The sequence below is a fragment of the Methylobacterium sp. J-026 genome (assembly GCF_022829585.1).
GTDB lineage: Bacteria > Pseudomonadota > Alphaproteobacteria > Rhizobiales > Beijerinckiaceae > Methylobacterium.
In genome coordinates, this window is the sequence record NZ_JAKSYC010000079.1 from 1 (window position 1) to 23,304 (window position 23,304).

The window sequence follows — 23,304 nt, forward strand, 5'->3', positions numbered from 1 at the left end:
CACCGAGATGGTGATGCCGGGCGACAACGTGACCATGGACGTGGTGCTGATCGTGCCGGTGGCCATGGAGGAGAAGCTGCGCTTCGCCATCCGCGAGGGCGGCCGCACCGTCGGCGCCGGCGTCGTCGCCGCCATCAACGATTGATAGCAGAGAAGCATCCTTAGCAGGGCGCGGCGGGGGCTTGCCTCCGCACTCCCCGCCGTCCCTCTCAAGGTTCCAGGAACATGAACGGTCAGAACATCCGCATCCGCCTGAAGGCGTTCGATCACCGCATCCTCGATGCGTCGACCAAGGAGATCGTCTCCACGGCCCGGCGCACCGGCGCGACCATCCGGGGCCCGATCCCGCTTCCGACGCATATCGAGAAGTTCACCGTCAACCGCTCGCCGCACATCGACAAGAAGTCGCGCGAGCAGTTCGAGATGCGCACGCACAAGCGTGTGCTCGATATCGTCGATCCGACGCCGCAGACCGTGGACGCGCTGATGAAGCTCGACCTCGCCGCCGGCGTGGACGTGGAGATCAAGCTCTGAGTCCCGCCGGGACTTAGAGCTTACCGTTTCATCGCGCGAGGGAGAGACCTATGCGCTCAGGCGTCATCGCACAGAAGGTCGGGATGACCCGCGTCTTTACGGACGCGGGGGAACATGTCCCCGTCACCGTGCTCAAGATCGATCAATGCCAGGTGGTTGCCCACCGCACCGTCGAGAAGAACGGCTACGTCGCGCTGCAGGTCGGCGTCGGCAAGGCCAAGGTCAAGAACGTCTCGGCCGCCGAGCGGGGCCGATTCGCGGTCGCCAAGGTCGAGCCGAAGAAGAAGCTCGCCGAGTTCCGCGTGTCCAAGGACGCGCTGATCCCGGTCGGCGCGGAGATCACCGCGGACCACTTCATCCCCGGCCAGTTCGTGGATGTCACCGGCACCACCACCGGTAAGGGCTTCGCGGGCGGCATTAAGCGCTGGAACTTCGGCGGCTTGCGCGCCACCCACGGCGTGTCGATCTCGCACCGGTCGATCGGTTCGACCGGCGGCCGTCAGGATCCGGGCAAGACCTTCAAGAACAAGAAGATGCCGGGTCACCTCGGTGTCGAGCGGGTCACGACCCAGAACCTGCGCGTGGTGCGCACCGATCCCGAGCGCGGCCTGATCCTGGTCGAGGGCGCGGTGCCGGGCGTCGCCGGCGGCTGGATCCAGATCCGCGACGCGGTGAAGCGCAAGCTCCCCGCCGACGTGCCGCTGCCGGGCAAATTCCGTGAGAACGGCGCTGCCCCCGAGTCCGCCCAGACTGCCCCCGAGGCCCCTGCGGCTGAGGAGACCGCCTGATGAAGCTTGATATCACCACCCTCGACGGCGCCGGCGCCGGTTCGGTCGAGCTGAACGAGGACATCTTCGGCCTTGAGCCGCGGGCCGACCTCCTTCAGCGCATGGTTCGCTGGCAGCTGGCCAAGCGCCGGGCCGGCACCCATGCCGTGAAGAACCGCTCGGCTGTGAACCGGACCCGCAAGAAGCTGTACAAGCAGAAGGGCACCGGCAACGCCCGCCACGGCGCGGCCTCGGCGCCGCAGTTCCGCGGCGGCGGCCGGGCCTTCGGTCCGGTCGTTCGCGACCACAGCCACGACCTGCCCAAGAAGGTCCGGGCTCTGGCTCTGCGTCACGCCCTCTCGGCCAAGGCTAAGGCCTCGACCCTGATCGTCGTCGACGACATCAAGATCGAGGATCACAAGACCAAGGGTCTCGTCGAGCGCTTCGGCAAGATGGGCCTCTCGAACGCGCTGATCATTGGCGGTGCCGAGGTCGACGTGAATTTCGGCCGGGCCGCCCGCGCCATCCCGCAGATCGACGTGCTGCCTGTGCAGGGCATCAACGTCTACGACATCCTGCGCCGCGACACGCTCGTCCTGACCAGGGCCGCCGTCGACGCGCTGGAGGAGCGTTTCAAATGAGTGCCGATCCGCGCCACTACGACATCATAGTCTCCCCGGTCATCACCGAGAAGGCGACGAACCTGACCGAGCAGAACAAGGTTGTCTTCCGGGTCGCTCCCAAGGCGACCAAGCCTCAGATCAAGGAGGCCGTGGAGAAGCTGTTCGACGTGAAGGTCACGGCCGTGAACACCCTTGTCACCAAGGGAAAGAAGAAGATTTTCCGCGGACTCCGCGGACAGCGCTCCGACGTGAAGAAGGCGATCGTGACCCTGGCCGAGGGCCACACGATCGACGTCACGACCGGGCTCTGAGGACGGGTTTTAGGGATCCAAGCCGATGGCCTTGAAGACATTCAAACCGGTCACGCCGAGCCTGCGCCAGCTCGTGCTCGTCGACCGCCGTGAGCTCTACAAGGGCAAGCCGGTGAAGGCGCTGACGGAGGGCAAGTCGTCCTCCGGCGGCCGGAACAACCTGGGCCGGATTACCGTCCGCTTCCGCGGCGGTGGCCACAAGCGCGTGCTGCGCAACGTCGACTTCAAGCGTCGCGAGCAGCTCGGTGTCGTCGCGACCGTGGAGCGGATCGAGTACGATCCGAACCGCACGGCGTTCATCGCGCTGATCAACTTCCCCGATGGGAAGCAGAGCTACATCCTGGCCCCGCAGCGGCTGCAGCCGGGCGACAAGGTCGTGGCCGGCGAGGGTGTCGACATCAAGCCGGGCAATGCCGGTCCGGTCGGCTCGATGCCGGTGGGCACCATCGTCCACAACATCGAGCTGAAGATCGGCAAGGGCGGCGCGATCGCCCGCTCGGCCGGCAACTACGCGCAGATCGTGGGCCGCGACCAGGGCTACGTGACGCTCCGCCTGAATTCCGGCGAGCAGCGCCTGGTCCACGGTCAGTGCTTCGCCAGCGTCGGCGCGGTCTCGAACCCGGACCACATGAACATCTCGCTCGGCAAGGCCGGGCGCAACCGGTGGCTCGGCAAGCGCCCGCATAACCGCGGCGTGGCCATGAACCCGGTGGATCACCCGCACGGCGGCGGCGAGGGTCGCACTTCGGGCGGCCGCAACCCGGTCACGCCCTGGGGCGTGCCCACCAAGGGGAAGAAGACCCGGTCCAACAAGCGGACCGACGTGTTCATCCTGTCCAGCCGCCACAACCGCAAGAAGTAATCGCTATGGCACGCTCTCTCTGGAAGGGGCCGTTCGTCGACGGCTACCTCTTCAAGAAGGCCGAGGCGGCGCGGGGCTCCTCGCGCTCCGAGGTCATCAAGATCTGGAGCCGCCGCTCCACGATCCTCCCGCAGTTCGTCGGGCTCACCTTCGGTGTGCACAACGGGCAGAAGCACATCCCGGTCTACGTCACCGAGGAAATGGTCGGGCACAAGTTCGGCGAGTTCTCGCCGACCCGCACCTTCCCGGGCCACGCGGCCGACAAGAAGGCGAAGAGGCGCTGAGATGGGCAAGCAAGCCACCCCCCGCGCGCTCCCCGAGAACGAGGCCAAGGCGGTCGCGCGCATGCTGCGCGTCAGCCCGCAGAAGCTCAACCTCGTGGCGCAGATGATCCGCGGCAAGAAGGTCGACACCGCGTTGGCCGACCTGCAGTTCTCGCGCAAGCGGATCTCCACCGAGGTCAAGAAGTGCCTCGAGAGCGCCATCGCGAACGCCGAGAACAACCACGACCTGGACGTGGACGACCTCGTCGTCTCCCAGGCCTTCGTGGGCAAGGCGCTGGTTCTCAAGCGCTTTCACGCCCGCGCCCGCGGCCGCGGCGCGCGTATCCTGAAGCCCTTCTCGAACCTCACCATCGTGGTTCGCGAAGTCCGCCAGGCCGAAGCGGCCTGAGGAGGATCTGATGGGCCAGAAAGTCAATCCGATCGGTCTCCGGCTCGGTATCAACCGGACCTGGGATTCCCGCTGGTTCGCCACCAAGGGCGACTACGCGAAGCTCATGCATGAGGACGTCGCGATCCGCGCCGCCCTCATGAAGCAGCTCAAGCAGGCGGCGGTCTCCAAGATCGTCATCGAGCGACCGCACCGGAAGTGCCGCGTCACCATCCACTCGGGCCGTCCGGGCGTGGTCATCGGCAAGAAGGGCGCGGACATCGAAAAGCTGCGCAAGCTCGTCGGCACCATGACCAAGGCCGACGTGACCATCAACATCGTCGAGGTGCGCAAGCCCGAGATCGACGCCACGCTGGTGGCCGACTCGATCGCCCAGCAGCTCGAGCGCCGCGTCGCCTTCCGACGGGCCATGAAGCGCGCCGTCCAGTCGGCGATGCGTCTGGGCGCCGAGGGCATCCGGATCAACTGCTCGGGCCGTCTCGGCGGCGCCGAGATCGCCCGTCAGGAATGGTACCGCGAGGGCCGCGTCCCGCTGCACACCCTGCGCGCGGACGTGGATTACGGGACCGCCACGGCGTTCACGACTTACGGGACCTGCGGCATCAAGGTGTGGGTGTTCAAGGGCGAGATCCTCGAGCACGACCCGATGGCCCAGGACAAGAAGGCCCAGGAAGAGGGCGGCCGCTCCGGCGGGCGCCGTGAGCGCGATGGCGAGGGCGGCCGCGAGCGCGGACGCCGCGAGCGCGAGCACGCGTAAGGTAGGAAGCCATGCTGCAACCGAAAAAGACCCGCTTCCGCAAGCAGTTCAAGGGCCGCATCCACGGTGCGGCCAAGGGCGGCTTCGAGCTGAACTTCGGCCAGTTCGGCCTGAAGGCGGTGGAGCCCGAGCGCGTCACCGCCCGCCAGATCGAGGCGGCCCGCCGCGCGATTACCCGCGAGATGAAGCGCCAGGGCCGCGTCTGGATCCGGGTGTTCCCGGATGTGCCGGTCTCCTCGAAGCCGACCGAGGTCCGCATGGGCTCCGGTAAGGGCGCCCCGGACTATTGGGCCGCCCGGGTGCATCCCGGCCGGATCATGTTCGAGGTCGACGGCGTCGCCGAGGCCATCGCCAAGGAGGCGCTTCGCCTTGGCGCCGCGAAGCTCCCGATCCGCACGCGGGTCGTCCAACGCATCGCCGACTGAACGGAGGCTATCGTGAAGTCGACCCAGAGAGTGTCTGATCTCAAGGCGTTGTCGCCGGATCAGCTGAACGACGAGTTGCTGAACCTCAAGAAGGAGCAGTTCAACCTGCGCTTCCAGGGGGCCACCGGCCAGCTCGAGAACGTCGCCCGCGTCCGTGAGGTTCGCCGCGATATCGCCCGTGTCCGGACTCTGCAGCGCTCGAAGACGCTGCAGCAGGCCAAGGGCTGAGGCGGGTTTTAGGAGAGAACCATGCCGAAGCGCATCCTGCAGGGCACCGTCGTCAGCGACAAGGGTGAGAAGACCATCGTGGTGAAGGTGGAGCGCCGCTTCACGCACCCGGTGATGAAGAAGACCGTGCGCCGCTCCAAGAACTACCATGCCCACGACGAGGCGAACGTCGCCAAGGTCGGGCAGACGGTGTTCATCGAGGAGTGCCGCCCGTTCTCGAAGACCAAGACCTGGAAGCTGGTCGAGGGCGAGGCCGCCCAGGCTGAGGCGGGCGAAGCCGCCTGATCCGGACGGGGTCGGGTCGCGGGTGGCCCGATGCATTCTGGTCCCGCGAAGGCTCTCGGGAATCGATCGGTGGAAGCCTCGCGGCGACGCGGGGCTTTCGCGTTTGCGCCGTCGGTGACGGTCTGGATGTCGCGCGCTCCGTCATCGCGAGCGCAGCACGGTGACCGGCGCGCGCGCGGACCGGGACGCGTCTGACGCAAACGGCCCCGGAGAGGCTCCGGGGCCGGCCTAGCGTTCGCGTCGTTGACTCTGCCGCGATCCTCTCGGACTGGCGGCGGCGCGGCTTAAGCCTCGCCCTCGTCGAGCTCGTCCGGCGTCGGCGCCGCGTTCTCGAGGATCTTTTCGGCGACGAGCCCTGAGTTCTGCCGGATCGAAGTCTCGATCTCGGCGGCGATCTTTGGGTTGTCGCGCAGGAAGCCCTTCGAGTTCTCGCGGCCCTGGCCGAGGCGCTGGCTGTTGTACGAGAACCAGGCCCCGGACTTCTCGACGATCCCGGCCTTCACGCCGAGGTCGATGAGCTCGCCGACCTTCGACACGCCCTCGCCGAACATGATGTCGAACTCGACCTGCTTGAACGGCGGGGCGACCTTGTTCTTCACCACCTTGACGCGGACCTGGTTGCCGATCGCCTCGTCGCGGTCCTTCAGGGTCGAGATGCGGCGAATGTCGAGGCGCACCGAGGCGTAGAACTTCAGGGCGTTGCCGCCCGTGGTGGTCTCCGGGCTGCCGTACATCACGCCGATCTTCATCCGGATCTGGTTGATGAAGATCACCATGCAGTTCGAGCGGGAGATCGAACCGGTCAGCTTGCGCAGGGCCTGGCTCATCAGGCGTGCCTGGAGGCCGGGCTGGCTCTCGCCCATCTCGCCCTCGATCTCGGCCCGCGGGGTCAGCGCGGCCACCGAATCGACCACCAGCACGTCGATGGCGCCGGAGCGCACCAGCGTGTCGGTGATCTCGAGGGCCTGCTCGCCGGTGTCGGGCTGGGAGATCAGCAGGTCGTCGAGATTGACGCCGAGCTTGCGGGCATAGACCGGGTCGAGGGCGTGCTCCGCGTCGATGAAGGCGCAGACGCCGCCCTTCTTCTGGGCTTCCGCGATGGTGTGGAGCGCCAGGGTCGTCTTGCCGGACGATTCGGGGCCGTAGATCTCGACCACCCGCCCGCGGGGAAGACCGCCGACGCCGAGCGCGATGTCGAGCCCCAGCGAGCCGGTGGAGATCGTCTCGACCTCCTGCACCTTGTCGTTCTTTCCGAGCCGCATGATCGAGCCCTTGCCGAAGGCGCGCTCGATCTGGGACAGGGCGGCGTCGATCGCCTTGGACTTGTCCTTGTCCTTATCCTTGTCCACGGGGGGCATGTCGGCCACTTTCAATGCGGGCTGGGCCATCTGGCGGGCTCCTTATGAAGGGGTTGGGCGCCATTCACAACGCGCGGCAACACCGCGTCTTTGTGCCCGTTTTGTTCTATTTTTGCAAGGGCGCGACGATGACGATGTCGCCGCGATGCCGGCGATGCGCTGGTTCTCCACAGCGGCGAACCGCGCCGAGCCGTCCCCGGCCCGGCGCCCTCCCCCTCAATCGGCCATGGTCTTCTTCACGGTCTCGACGAGCTGCTTCAGGCTGAACGGCTTGGGCAGGAAGTTGAAGGTCTCGCCCTCCGGCAGGTTCTTGCGGAAGGCGTCCTCGGCATAGCCGGAGACGAAGATCACCTTCAGGTCGGGCTGGTGCTTACGCACCTCCCGCAGGAGTGTCGGGCCGTCCATCTCGGGCATGACCACGTCGGAGACCACGAGGTCGATCGGCTGGGCGCCCTCGCGGACGATCGCCAGGGCTTCCAGGCCCGAGGCCGCCTCCAGCACCGTGTAGCCGCGGGCCGAGAGGGCCCGGCTGTTGACCGCCCGCACCGGATCCTCGTCCTCCACGAGCAGGATGATCCCCTGCCCCGTATGGTCGGCGGCGGGCTTGCGCGGCGCGGGCCTGTCCGGCTTGCCGGACGGGTCGCCGACGGGCGCGCCGGCGTCGCCGCGCCCGCCCTGCTCCGGCGCCGTGAACGGTCCGGTCCGCGGCAGGGCCGCGGCCGGCGGCGGCACCTCCTCCGGCTCGGCCACGGGGACGTGGCGCGGCAGGTAGATGCGGAAGGCCGTGCCCGCCCCCATCGTCGATTGCACGTCGATGGTGCCGCCGGATTGCTTGACGATGCCGAACACCGTCGAGAGCCCCAGCCCCGTACCCTTGCCGATCTCCTTGGTGGTGAAGAACGGCTCGAAGATCTTCTCCATCAGCTCGGGGGGGATGCCCTGGCCGGTGTCGCGGACCTCGATCAGCACGTGGTCGCCCGTCGGTGCCCCGCCGCGCCCCTCGACCGCCGAGGCCGGCCCCGGATCGGTGACGTTCTCGGTGCGGATCACGAGCTTGCCGCCCTCCGGCATCGCATCCCGGGCGTTGACCGCGAGATTCACGATCACCTGCTCGAACTGGTTGACGTCGGCCTTCACGGGCCAGACCTCGCGGCCGTGCTTCAACTCCAGGGCGACCCGCTCGCCGAGCAGGCGCTTGAGCAGCAGGGTCAGTTCCGAGAGCGCCTCCCCGACATTCATCACCTCCGGCCGCAGGGTCTGGCGGCGGGAGAACGCCAGGAGCTGGCGGACGAGGCCCGCCGCCCGGTTGGCGTTCTGCTTGATCTGCATGATGTCCTGGAAGGCCGGATCGGTCGGCCGGTGGCTCGCCAGCAGCAGGTCCGAATAGCCGATGATCGCCTGCAGCACGTTGTTGAAGTCGTGGGCGATGCCGCCCGCGAGCTGGCCCACGGCGTTCATCTTTTGGGCCTGGGCGACCTGCTGCTCCAGCTGGCGCTGGGCCGTGGTGTCGAGGGCGTACAGGATCACCCGCTCGGCCTCGTCGGTCTTCTGCCCCGGGTCGCCGCCGTCGGCCGGGCTGAGCCAGACCCGCGCCGAGCGGCCGCCCGGACCGTTGAGCTGGACCTCGATCGGCTCGGGGTCGGTCCGGCCGCTCGCCGCGCGGGCGAGCCCGGCCTCCAGGGCGGTGCGATCGGTCACCGAGTCGGCGACGTTGGGCTCGGCCCGGGCCGTGCCGTCCCCGTCGAGCGCGCCGTCCTCGGCCTGGCGCGGGACCGTGCCGAACAGCCGGGTGAACGAGGCGTTGGCCCGGGCGATCCGCCCGGTCCGGTCGAGGGTCGCGATGGCGATCGGCGAATTGTTGAGGAACCGGGCGAGGCGCACCTCGGCGGCGCGCTGCGGCTCGTCGGTCTCGGCCCCGGCGGAGCGGTTGATCACGAAGGTCCGGGAGGATCCGGGCTTGCCGTCCTTGCCGAAGGCGATCCGGTGGTAGAGCCGCACCGGCAGGGTGTGGCCGTTGCGGCGGCGCAGGTCGAGGTCGAAGCGGTCGGTGCGGACCTCCCCGGGCAGGCCGGCGGCGCGCACGAGGACATCCGCCTCCGGGGCGATCTCGGTGAGGTGGGGGCCGCCGTGGCCGACGCTCGCCAGATCGTAGCCGAGCCAGGCCGCCAGGGTGGCGTTCATGTAGACGATGGCGCCGGCCGGATCGATCGACAGGAAGCCCGCCGGGGCGTGGTCCAGGTAGTCGATCGCGTGCTGGAGTTCCTGGAAGACGTTCTCCTGCCGCTCGCGCTCGGCGGTGATGTCGGCCACCGTCCAGAGCGAGGCGGCCCGGCGCGGGCGCGCGAGCGGCCGGACCGAGACCCGGTACCATCCGAAGCTGCGCTCGCCGGCGACCGGGCCGAGCGGGGGCGACATTCGCACCTCCTCGGTGTGGGCCCTAGCGTCGCGGGAGGCCTGCGACAGGCGGTAGACCGCCTCCGAGACCTCCGGCGGCCCGACCAGGATGCGCTCCATGGGCACGAGGTTCGAGAAGGTGTCGCCGCCGGCGATCCGCAGATAGGCCTCGTTGGCGTAGATCAGCCGGCCGCCATCCTCGACGACCAGCGCCCCGTCGGGCGAGGCGTCGACGATGCCCTTGGTGATGTCGTCTCGGGCGGCGCTGCCGCTGAGCTGGAGCGCCCCGATCGCCAGGGCGAACAGGAAGAACACCCCCGCCATCGCCAACAGGGCCAGCAGCCAGACGATCAGCGACTGCGCCTGCTCGTTCGCCACGAACGACAGGCCGATGGCGGCCCCGACCAGCAGGCCCGCCAGCACCAGCAGCAGACCGACCCGGCCCGGCTGTTCCGAGCGGTCGATGGATCCGGTCGCCTGCGGCGCAGCCGCCGGCGAACCCGGACCCTGCGTGCCGGGGACCGGCAGCCCGGGATTCTGCGGGCCCGCGGCGGGCGCCGGAGGTCCAGTGACGTCGGCCATCGGCTTCATTCCAGAACGAGTCCCCCGTTAGGCCCGCCGGCCCTATCAGGGCAAGGGCGGCGCGGCACTACGCGCGTCGCGCCAAGTTTCAGTTCAGCCTCGCGAAAAAAGGTGGACGAAGCGTGGCTTTCTGTACCCCGCGTCCGCGGCCGTGATCGTCGCGCGCCTGGACCGGAGGCTAGCGCATCAGGCCGGACACCGGAACCGGCACGATGCGCTAGATTATTGATGGGCATCGTCTTTTTCCGGAAGCCGGCAGCCACCTCCCGGGGCGATGCCCTAGGTGTATGGTCCCGGGATGAGGTGTGACGGGTCGATCCTGAAGCGATTAGGCTCTTTCGTCCAGGCGTTCAGGATGAACTCGGTGGGTGTCTGGCCCCGCAGGGTCTTGAGCGTGCGAGCGCGATTGCAGGGATCGACGAACAGGTGCAGATGCGTTCGAAGCTGGTCGTGGCTGTCGTAGTGGTAGCGCTGGACCGTCGCATCCTTGATCGTGCGGTTCATTCGCTCGACCTGTCCGTTGGTCCAAGGATGGTTCAGCTTGGTCGGCCGATCCCGCGCAGCATGGTGGTCAACCGTATCACCACACCGCGGGATCAAACACCTTGAGGTTCCTCGGCCGGCCGCCCTTGCGCCCACGGGCGAGCGCCGCCTTCAGGCCCTCCATGGTGCGCTCGCGGTTGAGGTCGAGGAAGTACTCGGCCATGGCCCCGTGCATCTGCAGGGCGAAGCGGCCGTGGGCGGTGGTGCTGTCGAACTGCTCGGTGAGCGAGCAGAAATGCACGTCCTTCACCCACAGCCCGTCGATATGAACTCGGTAGGTGTATGGCCGCGTAGGGTCTTGAGCCTATTGGCATGGTTATAGATATTGACAATTAAAGACATTTTATTTCTAAAACAATCATTATTATCATAATAATGATAAAGTATAATTAATTCCACCCGCCGCCAAGTGATTTATAAAGCGTAACGATATTTTGAGCTGCAGCGAGACGATTGCTGATCAGCGTCAGTCGCGCGTTGAACAAAGAACTTTGGGCGACGAGAACGTTGAGATATGTATCGGCTCCCGACTGGAAGCGCGCTTTTGATAGGTCGGTGTAGCGCGATGAGGATTCAACCAAGCGTTCCTGCGCATTCACCTGTGCCACATAGTTGGAACGTGCAATTAGAGCGTCCGATACGTCGTGGAAGGCAGATTGAATGGCTTTGTCGTAGTTCGCCTGCTCAATCCGTTTCTGCGTCTCGGCGATATCGAGATTAGCAAGGTTGGTCCCAGCGTCGAAGATCGGAACCGTCACGTTGGGCTCGAATGACCATGAGCCCTGGCCGGGCCGAAAAAGTCGCTTCAACCCGCTGCTAGCCGTCCCGCCGCTTGCCGTCAGCGTGACTTGGGGGAAGAACGCGGCCCGGGCAGCACCGATATCGGCATTGGCGCCAATCAAGGTGTGCTCGGCCGCGCGGATATCCGGCCTGCGGGTGAGTAGATCGGCGGGCAGGCCGGGCCGCAGGATTGGAAACCGCGCGCCGGCATCAAGCCCGTGCGCGTGCGACATTCGTCCCACGAGGGCCTCCGGGAGAGAACATCCAACCAGCAAGACAATCTGGTCCAGATCCTGCCCGACTTGGCGGGTATATTGCGCGACGCTCGATTGCGCAGTGCGCAGAGTGATATCCGCCTGGGCCAATTCGAGGTCGGTCGATGTCCCGGTTGTGGCCTTCGCGCGGGTCAGACGCACCGACTCGGTTTGAGCCCGCACGGTGGATTCGGCGACGCTCAATGCTTCACGGTCGGCAAGCCAGGTGAGATAAGCGGAGGCGATCTGCGCGCTCAAAGACAGCTCGGTGCTCCGGCGTGTCTCTACATCCGCGAGGAAGGTCTGGCGCGACTGTTCGGCCTGACTGCGGATACGCCCGAAGAAATCGAGTTCCCAGGAGGCGGCGCTCGCACCGAAGCTGTATTCCCGTATGCGCTGGGGACTGGTGGAGCCGTAGATATCCCCCGGCGTTGTCGACTGCAAGTAGGATGTCTTTGCGTCGATACTTGGAAAAAGGCTTGCGCGACTTACGGCGTAGGACGCCAACGCCGATTGCACGTTGAGAGCGGCGACCCTCAAATCCCGGTTGTTGGCAATGCCGAGGGCAATCAAGTCCTGCGTGGTGGGATCGCGAAAGAAGTCGCGCCAATCGAGAGGCGTGCCCGGCTCCGAGACCACCTCGACCGTCTTTGCCAGCCGTCCTGGATAGTTTGCCGCGACCGGCAGGAGCGGGGACTGATAGTCTGGGACCAAGCTACATCCGGCCAGGGCTAGAGCAAGGCAACTGAGGGGGACGAGGGCGCGCATGTCTCAAACCTCTTCAAGGGCGAGAGCCGGGGCCGTGCGCCGTGGTTTGACGCGGAAGAGGGTGAGGACGCTCACGAAAAAGACCGGCACGAAGAGGATCACCAGGAAGGTTGCGGTGACCATTCCGCCGACCACAGCTGTGCCGATTGCCACGCGGCTCGCCGCGCCGGCGCCCGTCGCGAAGGCCAGAGGGAGCGTCCCGAAGACGAAGGCGATCGAGGTCATCAGGATCGGGCGCAGCCGTTCCTGTGCGGCTTTCAGAGCAGCTTCGGGCAGTGCGGTTCCGGAATCGAAGAACGCCTTCGCGAACTCGACGATGAGGATCGCGTTCTTGACCGCCAGACCCACGGTGGTCAGCAAGCCGACCTGAAAATAGACGTCGTTGGCGAGGCCATGCAGCAACGTCGCAAGGATGGCTCCGAGCGCCCCAAGAGGCACCACCAGCAGCACCGCCAGCGGCACCGGCCAGCTCTCATAAATCGCGGCCAGGCACAGCAGTACCGCCACGAAAGAGATGGCATAGAGCGGAGCTGTCTGCGAACCGGATTGGACTTGCTCGTAAGACAGCCCTGTCCATTCATATCCGATGCCGGGGGGAAGCGTCGCCGCGATGGCCTCGATTGCCGCCATCGCAGTACCGCTGCTGACTCCCGGCGCTGGCATACCGAGGATTTCGCTGGAAATCAGGCCGTTATAACCCTCGACCTTCTGCGCGCCCGTGGTCCAGCTGGCCGATAGAAAGGCGTCGAAAGGCACCATCCCGCCGGAGCTGTTGCGCACATACCAGCGTGCGAGATCTGAGGGCAGCATCCGGCTGTCCGCATTTCCCTGCACGTATACCTGCTTCACGCGGCCGGAGCGGTTGAACTGATTGACGTAGGTCGATCCGAAGGCCCCCTGAATCGTCGCGTTTAGATCTGCAGTCGCGACACCGAGGGCGTTGGCCTTGGCGTGGTCGATCTCGAGCCGGTATTGCGGCGCGTCCTCTAGCCCATTAGGTCGCACACCGACGAGGCCTTGCGTGCGGGCGGCCGCGCCTAACAACTGGTTGCGTGCCGCGATCAGGGCTGCGCGACCGACTTGCCCACGGTCCTCAAGCTGGAGGTCGAACCCTGTCGCGTTGCCGAGCTCCATTACCGCAGGCGGCTGGAAACCAAAGATCATCGCCTCCCGAGCCGACCCGAAATGCTGCATCAGCCTGCCCGCCACGGCGGCGGCAGCCTGTGCTGGTGCCGTGCGTACGGACCAGTCCTTCAGCTTGACCACCAGGAAGCCGGCATTCTGTGCCTGGCCGGAGAAGTTGAAGCCCACCACAGAGAGCACGGAATCAACATTCTTCGTCTCGGAGCTGAGCAGGTAATCTACCACCCGAGCGTTGACGGCGGCGGTTTGTTCGGCAGTCGCGCCCTGTGGCAGCGCCACCTGTCCGAACAACATCGCCTGGTCCTCATCCGGTAAAAAGCCCGATGGCAGTTTCAGGAACAGCGCTGCCGCGGCCGCGGAAAGGGCAGCAAAGCCGACTAAGGCGAGGCGGCGGCGGCGCACGAGCTTAGCGACCATGCGCGCGTAGCGTCCGTTGACCGCGTCAAAACCTCGGTTGAAGGCTGCGCCCAGTCCCCTTTCAGTGGTCGTTTCGCCATGAGGTTTCAGTAAGGCCGCGCACAGCGCCGGAGTCAGAACCAAGGCGACGGCCACTGAGAGAAGCATCGCCGCGATGATCGTGACAGAAAACTGCCGGTAGATCACACCCGTAGACCCACCGAAGAACGCCATGGGAAGGAACACGGCCGACAGGACCAGACTGATGCCGATCAAGGCGCCGGAAATCTCGTCCATCGACGCGCGGGTAGCGTCACGGGGCGAGAGATTACGCTCCCGCATTAGGCGCTCGACATTCTCGACGACGACGATGGCATCGTCAACGAGTAGGCCGACGGCAAGTACCATGGCGAGCATGGTCAAGGTGTTGATTGAGTAGCCGAATGCTGTCAGGACACCGAAGGTGCCGAGAAGCACGACCGGCACCGCGATTGTCGGGATCAGCGTGGCGCGAAGGTTCTGAAGGAAGACCAGCATCACCACAAAGACGAGGGCGATTGCTTCAAGCAGCGTCTTCACCACCTCCTCGATCGACAGGGTGATGAATGGCTCGGTGTCGAGGGGGTAGACGACTTCTAAGCCTGGTGGGAAGAAGCGGGATAGGCGATCAAGTTCTGCCTTCGCAGCGCGTTCCGTAGTGAGCTGGTTGGCGCCCGCTGCGAGTTTCAAGGCGAGCGCGCCCGCGGGTTTGCCGTTGTAGGACGAGGTAGTGGCGTAACTCTGCGCGCCGATTTCAATTCGCGCCACGTCTCGCAGGAGCACCTCCGACCCACCCTGCGCGACCTTCAGCAGAATGGCACCGAACTGTTCAGCCGTGGTCAGGCGCGCCGGACCGATGATCGTGGCATTCAGGCGCTGACCGGCCCGCGCGGGGAGGCCACCCAGTTCGCCCGCAGAGACTTGGATGTTCTGGGCGGTCAGCGCCGTGGTGACATCGGAGATCGTGAGCGCGTACTTGAAGAGCTTGTCGGGATCAAGCCATATCCGCATGGCGTACTCGGCGCCGAAAAGCGTAAAATCGCCAACACCGGGAATTCGCGTTAAAGCGTCTTGAAGATTAGAGGCGATGTAATCATTGATGTCGTAGCCGGACATGCTGCCGTCGACGGATCGAAGCCCGACGATGAGCATGAAGTTGCGCGTCGCCTTGGCGACCCGGATCCCCTGCTGCGTGACCTCGCTGGGAAGGCTCGCCTGGGCTAGGGAAAGCTTGTTCTGAACCTGTACCTGAGCAATGTTGGGATCTGTCCCCTGCACGAAGGTGCAGTCGATCTCCATAGAGCCGTTCGCCTGCGTCGAGGAGGCGATGTACTGCAGACCGTCGAGCCCAGTCATCTGCTGGAGGATTGGCCGCACGACGGTGTCGGCCACGGTCTCGGCGGAGGCACCAGGGTAGGTGACCGAAATCGAGATCTGTGGCGCTGCGATGCTCGGATACTGGGCGATTGGCAAACGGGTAATCGATAGTCCGCCGATCAGCATGACGGCAAGGCCCATGACCCAGGCGAAGACCGGTCGATCGATGAAAAAATGCGACATTGATGTCTTCCGACTAATCAGATTCTCGGAGCGACGCTCTCGATTAGGGCTGGAGCGGATCCAACGGCGCACTGGCGGACGGGGCCGGTTGCACCCGGGCACCCGGCCGCACCTTCATCAGATTGTCGGCGATGACCTTTTCGCCGGCCTTGAGGCCGCCGGTGATCAGCCAATCGGTGCCGATAGCCGGCCCGGCCTGGATCGCCCGCAACTGCGCGGTATCGCCATCGCCGAGCACGAGGACTGTGGGATCACCGTGAGCGTTGCGCGACACCACCGTCTGCGGCAGTAGGATGCCCTGGTGGTCGACGCCTTCCTGTATTTCTGCCCGCACGTACATGCCGGGCAGAAGAAGGTGATCGGGGTTCGGGAACACCGCTCGGACGAGCACGGTGCCGGTCCCCTGGTCGACGGTGACTTCACTGAAGGCAAGCTTGCCGGCTTGAGGATAGAGACTGCCGTCTTCAAGCAGTAGGGTTACCTTGGCACCCCCGTCTGAGTCGCGAGCGATCTCGCCAGACGCTAGTTCGCGGCGGAGCCGGAGCAGGGTCACCGTCGATTGATTCAGGTCGACATAGATTGGATCGAGCTTGGTGATGGTTGCAAGCGCGCTGGTCTGATTGGACACGGCAAGCGAGCCCGCCGTGACAGTCGACCGGCCGATGCGTCCAGAAATCGGCGCCAGGACCTTAGTGTATTCAAGGTTGATCCGTGCCTGCTCTACACTGGCACGCGCCGTTTGAATATCAGCAGTCGCCTCTTTCGCGCTCGCGACGGCGTCATCGTAATCCTGGGAGCTGACCGCCCGCATGCCGACGAGGGACTTGTAACGGCCAGACTTGACAGTCGCCGTGGTGAGGCTCGCCTCGTTATGGGCAAGCGTTCCCCGCGCGCTGTCGAGCGCGGCTTGATAGGTTGCCGGGTCGATTTGATAGAGTTGCTGCCCCTCGGTGACGTCAGCGCCCTCGATAAAAAGGCGCTTCAGGATCACACCGCTGACCTGGGGCCGCACGTCGGCCGTCATAGTGGCCGCCGTGCGGCCCGGAATCGTGATTGTGCGTGCAACGGACCGGGGCGTAACCGTCAATACCGATACGTTCGGAGGCCCGCCTTGGCCGTGATCGCCAGGCGGATTTCCGTTGGGCTGGCAGGCAGCCAAGCCGGCAGCCAGCAGGCCGCAGCCGACCAGAACTACAGCGGCTGGATATAAATTTTCGCAAGTAACGAATTTCATCACCCATCACCTCGTGGCAAAATTTTTAGCGGGAGACGCGGCTTAGGAAACGGATTTGACGCTGATACGCGAAGATCCGCTCAGACCGCTCCCGTTGCGCGATGAGGAGGGGCTCAAAAGCATGCGTGAAGCAGTCGAAAATCGCTGCCCCTGTCTCCTCGCAATTACCAGCTGATATCTCTCCGGCTTGCATGCCTTGCCTAATTAGACGCACGAAAGCTTCTTTAATGGATGCGCGAAAATCTTCGATGAAGCGCCACTTGTTCGTAAACCGTGCCACTTCGACGTCGATCAATCCGACGATGAACTCGGCGTCAGTCGCCGCGTCAGGTGCCAAGGATTGACGATCGAGAAAGTGATCGAGTCGCATCACGATTTTCTCAATTCGATCCCAAATGGAGGAGTCCATCGCGACGACCAACTCGATCTCTTTCAGGACCACGGCGGTTTTTCGAATACCGATAGCTTCGAGAATTTCACTCTTGCTGCTGAAATGCTTGTAAACATTGGCCGGCGACATGGCCAAGTCACGGGCGATGTCGGCAATGGTCATCTTTGCCGGTCCGAAGCGACGCGCCAGTACATCGGCTGAGTCGAGAATGCGCTCGCGCATACCGACCGCGATAGAGCTCGACTGTACGGGGCTCATGCGTCCGCCTCAGTGTCAGGTGACGAATTTCGTCACCTCCCTACAGGATGCGTGCTGGTTTGGATAGAGTGCGTTCGGAGTTGGCCCTGGACGCTTTGGAGTGGGCCGTCACCCAGCGCAGGCCCCGTGACGAGATTCCTCCTACGGATCAGGGTATACGAACTGGCCTTCGGCAGCCTCTGTAACGAGGCAAGCGTGCTGGGCCTGTCGCAAACGCGTGGCGTTTACCCCGCGTTGACCATCTGGCCTGCATGGCGCCTCCGTTTTCGGAGGCCGACCATGATCCTGTCCGCCGTTGCAGAACCGCCTACTTGAGTTCTGCTTCGGACCTCAGGTGGTTAACAAAACCCAACAACAAGACGAACCGTGCCTCTGCTGCGACCTGCCTCTCGGTTTGCGACAGGCTCCGCACGATTGCCGGACGCGAGCGGACCGGACGCAATGTGCGTGAATATCGGTTCTGATCCCGAGTTGCCCTGGATATCGCGTGCCGTAAGGACCGCGAGGTGGGTGTCACAGGCGCCGACCCGTATCCCGGGCGTATGCTAACGGCGCCTGCCACGAACGCGGCTGCCGGGGCGCGGTGTGCAACGCACAGTACGCCTCGTTCCGAAGCGTGCCCTCATGCGAATGCAGCACTACCTAGGCCGCCCGTTTCCGCAGGCGCAGGACGAAGCCGATCACCTCGGCCACCGCGCGGTAGTGCTCGGCCGGGATCTCGCGGTCGATCTCCACGGTGGCGTGCAGCGCGCGGGCGAGCGGCGGGTTCTCGATCACCGCGACGCCGTGCTCGGCCGCCACCGCGCGGATTCGCAGGGCGAGGCTGTCGATGCCCTTGGCGACGCAGATCGGCGCCGCCATCCCGGTCTCGTAGCGCAGGGCCACCGCGAAGTGGGTCGGGTTGGTCACCACCACGGTGGCGGTGGGCACCGCGGCCATCATCCGCTTCTTCACCCGGGCCATCCGCAGCTGCCGCAGGCGCCCCTTGACCTCCGGGTTGCCGTCCGACTCCTTCATCTCCTGCTTCAGCTCCTCCTTCGACATGCGGTGGCGCTTGCGCCAGCGGAACCGCGCGTAGAGGGCGTCGCCCAGCGTGATCGCCAGGTGCATGCACAGCATGCCGACGAGCAGCCGCAGGCTAAGGGACAGGATCGCCGGCAGGGACGTGGCGGGGTCGATCTGGGCGAACGCCTCCAGCCGGTCGCGGTCGTTCCACAGGAGGACGCCGCCGACCACGCCCACGGCGCCGATCTTGGCCAGCCCCTTGCCGAACTGGAACCACGCCTCGACGCCGAGCAGGCGCTTCACGCCGGCCATGGGCGAGAGACGCTCGAATTTCGGCATCAGCGTCTCGGGGCTGAAGACCAGCGGGTGCTGCAGGAGACCGGCCGCGAGGCCCGCGGCGGCGGCGAGACCCACCGGCACGGCCACCGCCTGGAGCCACAGCCAGAGGCCCTGCACCGCCGCCGCCCGCATGGAGGCGGCGTCGTCCGGGAGGGTATGGGCGTTCGCCAGATAGGCCTTGAGCCCGTGCAGCAGGGTCCGGGCGATGCCCGGCGCTGCGAGCATCAGCGCGAGGGTGAAGGCCCCCAGGATCGCGAAGGTGTTGATCTCCGTGCTGCTCGCGACGTCGCCGCGCTCGATCGCCTGGTCGAGCCGCCGCTGGGACGGCGCCTCGGTCTTGTCCTCGTCGTCCGCGCCCTCGGCCATCCCGCGTCTACCTCAGCGCCCCACCGACTCGGCGAGATACCGCCCCATGTCGTCCAGAAAGACGCCCATCATGACGCCGAGGCAGCCGATCAGGATCACCGTGCCCACCAGCACCGAGGCCGGCACCGCCAGGAAGAACACCTGGAGCTGGGGCATCAGCCGCGACAGCACGCCGAGCCCGAGGTTGAACAAAATGCCGAAGGCGATGAACGGCCCGGAGATCTGCATCGCCAGGGTGAAGCCGCGGGCGAGCGCCCGGGTCGCCAGCATCAGCGCGTCCGAGAAGGCCGGAACCCCGTCGGGGGGCAGCACCACGTAGCTGTGGGCCAGGCCCTCGATGGCGAGGTGGTGCAGGTCGGTGGCGAAGATCAGTGTGATCCCGAGGAGCGACAGGAAGTTGCCGATCGCCACCTGCTGGCCGCCCTGGCTCGGATCCACCGTCATGGCGTATGACAGGCCGAGCTGCGCCGAGATGATCATGCCGGCGGTCTGAAGGGCCGCCAGTACCATCCGCACCGAGAGGCCGAGGACCAGCCCGACGATCGTCTCCCCGAACAGGAGACCGATCAGGCGGGGTCCCGCGAGGCCCTCCGTGCCGCCGAGCAGCGGGCGCACGGTCGGGAACAGCACCAGGGTGGTGAGCAGCGCGAAGGCCAGCCGCAGGCGCGGCGACACCATCTGCTCGCCGATCCCGGGCATCAGCATGATCAGCGTGCCGACGCGCGCGAAGGTGATCAGGAAGGCCGAGGCGATCCCGGGCAGGAGCAGGTTCATCGCCGCCCCTATGACACGCCGATTGGGCCCCTGTCGTGACCGGAGCGGGCCTCACTGGCCCGCCGCGATCCGGGCGGCGATGCGGGTCATGTAGCCGGCCATGGCGTCGCCGATGAAGGGCAGCATCAGCAGCAGCGCGGCGAACACCGCCACGACCTTCGGCACGTAGATCAGGGTCTGCTCCTGGATCTGGGTCAGGGCCTGAACCAGCGAGACCGCGAGGCCCACCGCGAGCGAGACCAGCATCAGCGGTCCGGCGATCTTCAGGAACACGAAGATGCCGTCGCGGGCGACGTCGAGGATGGCGAGTCCGGTCATGGTGACGACGGGTCCGAACGGAGAAAAGTCATGGATTCAAAAGGTCCGGGACCCTTTGCGGGTGCAGGGTGGCGCCCTGTTGTCGGCCTATGCCCGACCATATCCGGGCTCCGCCCCGATGCCCCGCCAAAGGGCTTGCTCTTTGGGAGCCCCATCAGATCTGCATCCGCATGATCTCCTCGTAGGCGGAGATCATGCGGTCGCGGACGGCGACCATGGTCTGGAGGGCGGTCTCGCTCTCGGCCACGGCGGTGACCACGTCCACGACGTTGGCCTTGCCGGCGGCGGCCGAGACCGCCTGCGCGTCGGCCCGGCGCCCGGCATCGCCGACGCTGTCCAGGGTCTGCCCCAGGAACTGCGTGAAGTCGGTGCCGGTCTCGGCGGCCGACGGCACCTTGGGAACCGGCCGGCCCGCGGCGAGGCCCTGGACGGCCGCGTAGGCGCCCGCGGCGAAGTTGCTCGAAGCCATCGCTACGCGTCCTCCCCGATCACTTCAGGATCCCGAGTGTCTGGGACAGCATCTTGCGCGTGGCGGTGACCATGTTGAGGTTCGCCTCGTAGGAGCGCTGGGCCTCGCGCAGGTCCATGTTCTCGATCAGCGCGTTGACGTTGGGCATCTGCACCTCGCCCCGGGCATTGGCCGCGGGGTTGCCGGGCTCGAACTTGGTCCGGAAGGCGGAGGGGTCGCGCCGGACCCGGCCCGCCTCCACGAGCCGCGCGCCGGTCTCGTCGTCGAGATGGCTGGTAAAGCTCGGGATCTTGCGCCGATAGGGCTCCGCCCCGGCCGAGGCCGGCGCGGAATCGGCGTTGGCGATGTTCTCGGCGATGATCCGCATCCGGCCCGACTGGGCCTTGAGGCCGGCCGCCGCCACCGCCATCGACTTGCTGAATTCCATGGTTCAGGCCCCTCCTGCCGCTCCCGGGCGCTCGACGTCGCGGACGCTCAGCTCTTGCCGATGGCGATCTTCAGGGTCGTCAGGCTGTGCTGGTAGAGGGAGGCGGCGAGCTGATAGTCCGACTGGTTGTCGCCGGCCTTCATCATCTCGTCCTCGAGGTTGACGCCGTTGCCGCTCGGCCGGATCTCGAAGCCCTTGGCGCGCTTGGATTCGGTGCTGTCCCCCCCCTGTCCGGCGGGGGCCAGATGGGCCGGGCTGGTCAGCGCCAGGCTGGTCGAGCCGGAGGCCAGGGCCCCCGTGGCCCGGTCGAAGCGCGGCTCCACGAGGTCGCGCGGCTTGAAGCCCGGCATGTCGGCATTGGCCACGTTCTCGGCGATCAGGCCCTGGCGGGCCTGGGCCCATTGCATCCGGGTGCGCAGCATGCCCAGCACGGGCAGGTCGGTGAGGGCCATGGTCGACTCCGGTCTGGCGTCGCCCCGCGCCGGAACGAGCGGGCTCGGCAAAATCTGCCGTGCCCATGGTTAACGGCGCGTTAAGCCCGCCTCTCCCACGGGGTCGGAACCGGAATCGGCCTCGTCGCAGCGGGCGAAGAAGCAGCCGGGCACGGGGGCGGCTTCGGGCGCGTAATGGCCGAAGGGGCTCGACTCCCCGTAGGGCGCGATCGGCGCGTCCAGGCGCGCGGCGATCGCGACATCCCGGCCGTAGTCGCAATTCGGCGCATAGGCGATCGCGCAGACTGCCCGGACCTGCCGGTTGCAGTCGTTGTAGACCTGGAAGACGTACCACCGGGCATCGCCGGCCCTCTGGGCGCCGCGCCTGTAGGCCAGGCACCGGGCGGGAGCCCCGTCGGTCCGCGCGCCGCGCTCGTAGGTGGTCCAGCTCGGAGGCTGCGGTGCCGCCGCGGCCGGCAGGCTCGCGGCCAGGAGGATGAGGAGAGGGGCCGGGCGGGTGCGGTGCATCTCGGGAGGCTGTCGGCTACCCGCGGGGGCGGGCGAACGCCCCGGGTCTGCCCGCCCGATGTATCGCGGATGTCTCCGGCCTCCGCTGGCCGGGAGCCATGCCGCCCGTCCGTTCCGAAGCCCGCGCGGCTTCGGCAACGCTTTGCCGCCGCGACGGGCGTCGCGCGGCCGATGCTGCTTCGCCGAGACCGCGAGATGACGGCCCAAAGCATCATTTCACGACGTATTGTCTTGATAGCGATGATTTAAAAGGTCTGTTAACGACCCCTTAACGTCGTTTGCCCTGCAGCCCCCCTGGCGTGGTATGGACAAGCCCTTGCCGGGCGCGGACCTGCGGCGGCCGGAACGTGCGAGTGCGTAACCTTGCGATGGCTGCAATCCGTGTTCGGTTCTGACGGCTCCCCCATCGTGCAATATGTCGTGATCTTCGCCGTCATCTTCACGGCGCTCGCGGCCATCGTCTTCACGGTACGCCGCCTGACCGGTCGCAGCGTGGCGTTGCCCGGGCGCGGCGGCGGCCGGGGGCGCCAGCCGCGGCTCGGGATCGTCGACGTCTACGAGCTCGACCGCGCCCGTCAGCTGATCCTGCTGCGCCGGGACAATGTCGAGCATCTGCTCCTCGTCGGCGGGCCCAACGACGTCGTGGTCGAGCGCAACATCCAGCGCGCCCAGCGCCCGCTGCCGGAGGCGTCCCTGCGCGGGGACGCGGGCACGGAGTCCCTGGACGAGCCGTTGCCGGACCCGCTGGTGCAGGGGGGACGCCTCCCCGAGCCGCCGCGCGCGCTGCCCGAGACGGCCGGGCGGCGCGCCGAGCCCCTGTTCGATCCGGGCTTCGAGATGCCGGTGATCGTGCCGCCCCCCGTGCCGCGCTCCGCGGCCGGCCCGTCCCTGACCCTGCCCCTGGATCCCGCGCTGCTCGGCGGCGACGAGCCGGGCCAGGATGTCTCCGCGCCCCTGTCGCCCGCGCCGCCCGTCGCCGCGCCGCCGGCCGCGCCGGTCCGGGAGCCCGCCGCCCCGCGCCGGATCCTGAGCCGGACCGCGCCGCCCCTCGTCGATCCGCGGCCGGCCCCGGTCCCCGAGCGCCCCCCCGAGGCCGTGCCGGCCGCGGAGCCAACGGCGCGGCCTGCCCCGAGCCTCGCCGTTCCATCCGATCGCCGGACCGTCGATCCGGCGGTCCTCTCCGATATGGCCCGCCAGCTCCAGGCGGCGCTGTCGCGCCCCACCTCCGCGGTCACCCCGGCGCCGCCGGCTGCCCCGCTGCCGGCTGCCCCGTCGCCCCTCGCCCCGCCGCCCCTCGCCCCGCCGCAACCGGCCCCTCCCGCCCCGCCGGACCCTGTCCATCCGCTGGCCGCCGCGATGGCGTCCGCCCCGCCGGTCCCGCCGGCCGAACCGGGGCCGACCGTCCCCCCCCCCGCCCCGCCGGCCCTCCCCTCCGCTGCTCCGCCTGCCCAGCCGCAACCCCAGCCCCCGGCTCCCGCCTCCC

Annotated in this window: 25 protein-coding genes and 4 pseudogenes; 13 read left to right on the forward strand and 16 right to left on the reverse strand. The window is 66.8% G+C overall.

Going from position 1 to position 23,304, the window contains the following annotated elements:
- The 12 genes and pseudogenes from tuf to rpsQ form a co-directional block, all read left to right on the forward strand.
- A pseudogene (gene tuf, locus MKK69_RS08245) lies at positions 1-145 on the forward strand (elongation factor Tu); the annotation flags it as partial.
- Positions 146-225: 80 nt separating this feature from the next.
- Complete coding sequence (gene rpsJ / locus MKK69_RS08250; protein ID WP_043351245.1) at positions 226-534, forward strand: 30S ribosomal protein S10; 309 nt, start codon at positions 226-228, stop codon at positions 532-534.
- Positions 535-584: 50 nt separating this feature from the next.
- Positions 585-1,322 (forward strand): 50S ribosomal protein L3, encoded by a 738-nt coding sequence (gene rplC, locus MKK69_RS08255; protein ID WP_243967300.1) that lies wholly within the window; start codon positions 585-587, stop codon positions 1,320-1,322.
- Positions 1,322-1,942, forward strand: coding sequence for a 50S ribosomal protein L4 (rplD, locus tag MKK69_RS08260; RefSeq protein WP_243967301.1), 621 nt, complete (start codon positions 1,322-1,324; stop codon positions 1,940-1,942). Before rplC ends, rplD begins: the two co-directional genes overlap by 1 nt.
- A complete protein-coding gene (locus tag MKK69_RS08265) occupies positions 1,939-2,235 on the forward strand; it encodes a 50S ribosomal protein L23 (protein ID WP_243950844.1) in 297 nt (98 codons plus the stop codon). Before rplD ends, MKK69_RS08265 begins: the two co-directional genes overlap by 4 nt.
- A gap of 25 nt (positions 2,236-2,260) precedes the next feature.
- Positions 2,261-3,097 carry a 50S ribosomal protein L2 gene (gene rplB, locus MKK69_RS08270; RefSeq protein ID WP_243967302.1) on the forward strand — a complete coding sequence of 279 codons (837 nt, stop codon included), beginning with the start codon at positions 2,261-2,263 and terminating at the stop codon, positions 3,095-3,097.
- A gap of 5 nt (positions 3,098-3,102) precedes the next feature.
- A complete protein-coding gene (gene rpsS / locus MKK69_RS08275) occupies positions 3,103-3,381 on the forward strand; it encodes a 30S ribosomal protein S19 (protein ID WP_012319190.1) in 279 nt (92 codons plus the stop codon).
- Position 3,382: 1 nt separating this feature from the next.
- A complete protein-coding gene (gene rplV, locus MKK69_RS08280; protein ID WP_058194329.1) occupies positions 3,383-3,769 on the forward strand; it encodes a 50S ribosomal protein L22 in 387 nt (128 codons plus the stop codon).
- Between the two features lie 10 nt (positions 3,770-3,779).
- Positions 3,780-4,526 (forward strand): 30S ribosomal protein S3, encoded by a 747-nt coding sequence (gene rpsC, locus MKK69_RS08285; RefSeq protein WP_243967303.1) that lies wholly within the window; start codon positions 3,780-3,782, stop codon positions 4,524-4,526.
- Positions 4,527-4,537: 11 nt separating this feature from the next.
- Positions 4,538-4,951, forward strand: a complete 414-nt coding sequence (gene rplP, locus MKK69_RS08290; RefSeq protein ID WP_091719330.1) for a 50S ribosomal protein L16 — start codon at positions 4,538-4,540, stop codon at positions 4,949-4,951.
- A 12-nt stretch (positions 4,952-4,963) separates the two neighbouring features.
- The gene (gene rpmC / locus MKK69_RS08295) at positions 4,964-5,179 is read left to right on the forward strand and encodes a 50S ribosomal protein L29 (protein ID WP_243905825.1); all 216 of its coding nucleotides are present in this window, start codon (positions 4,964-4,966) and stop codon (positions 5,177-5,179) included.
- Positions 5,180-5,200: 21 nt separating this feature from the next.
- Complete coding sequence (gene rpsQ, locus MKK69_RS08300) at positions 5,201-5,464, forward strand: 30S ribosomal protein S17 (protein ID WP_243967304.1); 264 nt, start codon at positions 5,201-5,203, stop codon at positions 5,462-5,464.
- 284 nt (positions 5,465-5,748) lie between these two features.
- Here the strand turns inward: rpsQ and recA are convergent, their stop codons facing one another.
- The 16 genes and pseudogenes from recA to MKK69_RS08380 form a co-directional block, all read right to left on the reverse strand.
- Positions 5,749-6,822, reverse strand: a complete 1,074-nt coding sequence (gene recA / locus MKK69_RS08305; RefSeq protein ID WP_409564788.1) for a recombinase RecA — start codon at positions 6,820-6,822, stop codon at positions 5,749-5,751.
- 216 nt (positions 6,823-7,038) lie between these two features.
- Entirely contained in the window at positions 7,039-9,798 is a 2,760-nt protein-coding gene (gene cckA, locus MKK69_RS08310; protein ID WP_243967307.1) for a cell cycle histidine kinase CckA, read from the reverse strand.
- A gap of 279 nt (positions 9,799-10,077) precedes the next feature.
- A pseudogene (locus MKK69_RS08315) lies at positions 10,078-10,350 on the reverse strand (integrase core domain-containing protein); the annotation flags it as partial.
- Between the two features lie 43 nt (positions 10,351-10,393).
- Positions 10,394-10,606 (reverse strand): annotated as a pseudogene (locus tag MKK69_RS08320) (recombinase family protein); the annotation flags it as partial.
- Positions 10,606-10,719: pseudogene (locus tag MKK69_RS08325) on the reverse strand (IS481 family transposase); the annotation flags it as partial. The pseudogenes MKK69_RS08325 and MKK69_RS08320, both read right to left, overlap by 1 nt.
- Positions 10,720-10,730: 11 nt before the next feature.
- A complete protein-coding gene (locus MKK69_RS08330) occupies positions 10,731-12,143 on the reverse strand; it encodes an efflux transporter outer membrane subunit (protein ID WP_243967308.1) in 1,413 nt (470 codons plus the stop codon).
- Positions 12,144-12,146: 3 nt separating this feature from the next.
- Positions 12,147-15,281 carry an efflux RND transporter permease subunit gene (locus MKK69_RS08335; RefSeq protein ID WP_243967309.1) on the reverse strand — a complete coding sequence of 1,045 codons (3,135 nt, stop codon included), beginning with the start codon at positions 15,279-15,281 and terminating at the stop codon, positions 12,147-12,149.
- A gap of 43 nt (positions 15,282-15,324) precedes the next feature.
- The gene (locus MKK69_RS08340; protein WP_243967310.1) at positions 15,325-16,515 is read right to left on the reverse strand and encodes an efflux RND transporter periplasmic adaptor subunit; all 1,191 of its coding nucleotides are present in this window, start codon (positions 16,513-16,515) and stop codon (positions 15,325-15,327) included.
- A gap of 25 nt (positions 16,516-16,540) precedes the next feature.
- Positions 16,541-17,164: a TetR/AcrR family transcriptional regulator gene (locus tag MKK69_RS08345; protein WP_243967311.1), complete on the reverse strand. Its 624-nt coding sequence runs from the start codon at positions 17,162-17,164 to the stop codon at positions 16,541-16,543.
- Between the two features lie 642 nt (positions 17,165-17,806).
- Complete coding sequence (flhB, locus tag MKK69_RS08350) at positions 17,807-18,874, reverse strand: flagellar biosynthesis protein FlhB (RefSeq protein WP_243967312.1); 1,068 nt, start codon at positions 18,872-18,874, stop codon at positions 17,807-17,809.
- Positions 18,875-18,886: 12 nt separating this feature from the next.
- A complete protein-coding gene (fliR, locus tag MKK69_RS08355) occupies positions 18,887-19,648 on the reverse strand; it encodes a flagellar biosynthetic protein FliR (RefSeq protein WP_243967313.1) in 762 nt (253 codons plus the stop codon).
- A gap of 51 nt (positions 19,649-19,699) precedes the next feature.
- The gene (gene fliQ, locus MKK69_RS08360) at positions 19,700-19,966 is read right to left on the reverse strand and encodes a flagellar biosynthesis protein FliQ (protein WP_243967314.1); all 267 of its coding nucleotides are present in this window, start codon (positions 19,964-19,966) and stop codon (positions 19,700-19,702) included.
- Positions 19,967-20,120: 154 nt separating this feature from the next.
- Entirely contained in the window at positions 20,121-20,435 is a 315-nt protein-coding gene (gene fliE / locus MKK69_RS08365) for a flagellar hook-basal body complex protein FliE (protein ID WP_243967315.1), read from the reverse strand.
- A gap of 19 nt (positions 20,436-20,454) precedes the next feature.
- Positions 20,455-20,862 carry a flagellar basal body rod protein FlgC gene (gene flgC / locus MKK69_RS08370; protein WP_243967316.1) on the reverse strand — a complete coding sequence of 136 codons (408 nt, stop codon included), beginning with the start codon at positions 20,860-20,862 and terminating at the stop codon, positions 20,455-20,457.
- Between the two features lie 47 nt (positions 20,863-20,909).
- Positions 20,910-21,314, reverse strand: a complete 405-nt coding sequence (gene flgB, locus MKK69_RS08375) for a flagellar basal body rod protein FlgB (protein WP_243967318.1) — start codon at positions 21,312-21,314, stop codon at positions 20,910-20,912.
- 69 nt (positions 21,315-21,383) lie between these two features.
- Entirely contained in the window at positions 21,384-21,821 is a 438-nt protein-coding gene (locus tag MKK69_RS08380) for a hypothetical protein (RefSeq protein WP_243967319.1), read from the reverse strand.
- A gap of 381 nt (positions 21,822-22,202) precedes the next feature.
- Between MKK69_RS08380 and MKK69_RS08385 the strand changes: the two genes are divergently transcribed.
- Positions 22,203-23,304: flagellar biosynthetic protein FliO (locus MKK69_RS08385; protein WP_243967320.1), on the forward strand; the 1,102-nt coding region annotated here is incomplete at its 3' end.

What these genes read in the sequence shown, in the direction of transcription:
- rpsJ (WP_043351245.1), top strand. Translation starts at nt 226, where the DNA reads ATGAACGGTCAGAACATCCGCATCCGCCTGAAGGCGTTCGATCACCGC.
- rplC (WP_243967300.1), top strand. Translation starts at nt 585, where the DNA reads ATGCGCTCAGGCGTCATCGCACAGAAGGTCGGGATGACCCGCGTCTTT.
- rplD (WP_243967301.1), top strand. Translation starts at nt 1,322, where the DNA reads ATGAAGCTTGATATCACCACCCTCGACGGCGCCGGCGCCGGTTCGGTC.
- MKK69_RS08265 (WP_243950844.1), top strand. Translation starts at nt 1,939, where the DNA reads ATGAGTGCCGATCCGCGCCACTACGACATCATAGTCTCCCCGGTCATC.
- rplB (WP_243967302.1), top strand. Translation starts at nt 2,261, where the DNA reads ATGGCCTTGAAGACATTCAAACCGGTCACGCCGAGCCTGCGCCAGCTC.
- rpsS (WP_012319190.1), top strand. Translation starts at nt 3,103, where the DNA reads ATGGCACGCTCTCTCTGGAAGGGGCCGTTCGTCGACGGCTACCTCTTC.
- rplV (WP_058194329.1), top strand. Translation starts at nt 3,383, where the DNA reads ATGGGCAAGCAAGCCACCCCCCGCGCGCTCCCCGAGAACGAGGCCAAG.
- rpsC (WP_243967303.1), top strand. Translation starts at nt 3,780, where the DNA reads ATGGGCCAGAAAGTCAATCCGATCGGTCTCCGGCTCGGTATCAACCGG.
- rplP (WP_091719330.1), top strand. Translation starts at nt 4,538, where the DNA reads ATGCTGCAACCGAAAAAGACCCGCTTCCGCAAGCAGTTCAAGGGCCGC.
- rpsQ (WP_243967304.1), top strand. Translation starts at nt 5,201, where the DNA reads ATGCCGAAGCGCATCCTGCAGGGCACCGTCGTCAGCGACAAGGGTGAG.
- recA (WP_409564788.1), bottom strand. Translation starts at nt 6,822, where the DNA reads ATGCCCCCCGTGGACAAGGATAAGGACAAGGACAAGTCCAAGGCGATC.
- cckA (WP_243967307.1), bottom strand. Translation starts at nt 9,798, where the DNA reads ATGGCCGACGTCACTGGACCTCCGGCGCCCGCCGCGGGCCCGCAGAAT.
- MKK69_RS08330 (WP_243967308.1), bottom strand. Translation starts at nt 12,143, where the DNA reads ATGCGCGCCCTCGTCCCCCTCAGTTGCCTTGCTCTAGCCCTGGCCGGA.
- MKK69_RS08335 (WP_243967309.1), bottom strand. Translation starts at nt 15,281, where the DNA reads ATGTCGCATTTTTTCATCGATCGACCGGTCTTCGCCTGGGTCATGGGC.
- MKK69_RS08340 (WP_243967310.1), bottom strand. Translation starts at nt 16,515, where the DNA reads ATGAAATTCGTTACTTGCGAAAATTTATATCCAGCCGCTGTAGTTCTG.
- MKK69_RS08345 (WP_243967311.1), bottom strand. Translation starts at nt 17,164, where the DNA reads ATGAGCCCCGTACAGTCGAGCTCTATCGCGGTCGGTATGCGCGAGCGC.
- flhB (WP_243967312.1), bottom strand. Translation starts at nt 18,874, where the DNA reads ATGGCCGAGGGCGCGGACGACGAGGACAAGACCGAGGCGCCGTCCCAG.
- fliR (WP_243967313.1), bottom strand. Translation starts at nt 19,648, where the DNA reads ATGAACCTGCTCCTGCCCGGGATCGCCTCGGCCTTCCTGATCACCTTC.
- fliQ (WP_243967314.1), bottom strand. Translation starts at nt 19,966, where the DNA reads ATGACCGGACTCGCCATCCTCGACGTCGCCCGCGACGGCATCTTCGTG.
- fliE (WP_243967315.1), bottom strand. Translation starts at nt 20,435, where the DNA reads ATGGCTTCGAGCAACTTCGCCGCGGGCGCCTACGCGGCCGTCCAGGGC.
- flgC (WP_243967316.1), bottom strand. Translation starts at nt 20,862, where the DNA reads ATGGAATTCAGCAAGTCGATGGCGGTGGCGGCGGCCGGCCTCAAGGCC.
- flgB (WP_243967318.1), bottom strand. Translation starts at nt 21,314, where the DNA reads ATGGCCCTCACCGACCTGCCCGTGCTGGGCATGCTGCGCACCCGGATG.
- MKK69_RS08380 (WP_243967319.1), bottom strand. Translation starts at nt 21,821, where the DNA reads ATGCACCGCACCCGCCCGGCCCCTCTCCTCATCCTCCTGGCCGCGAGC.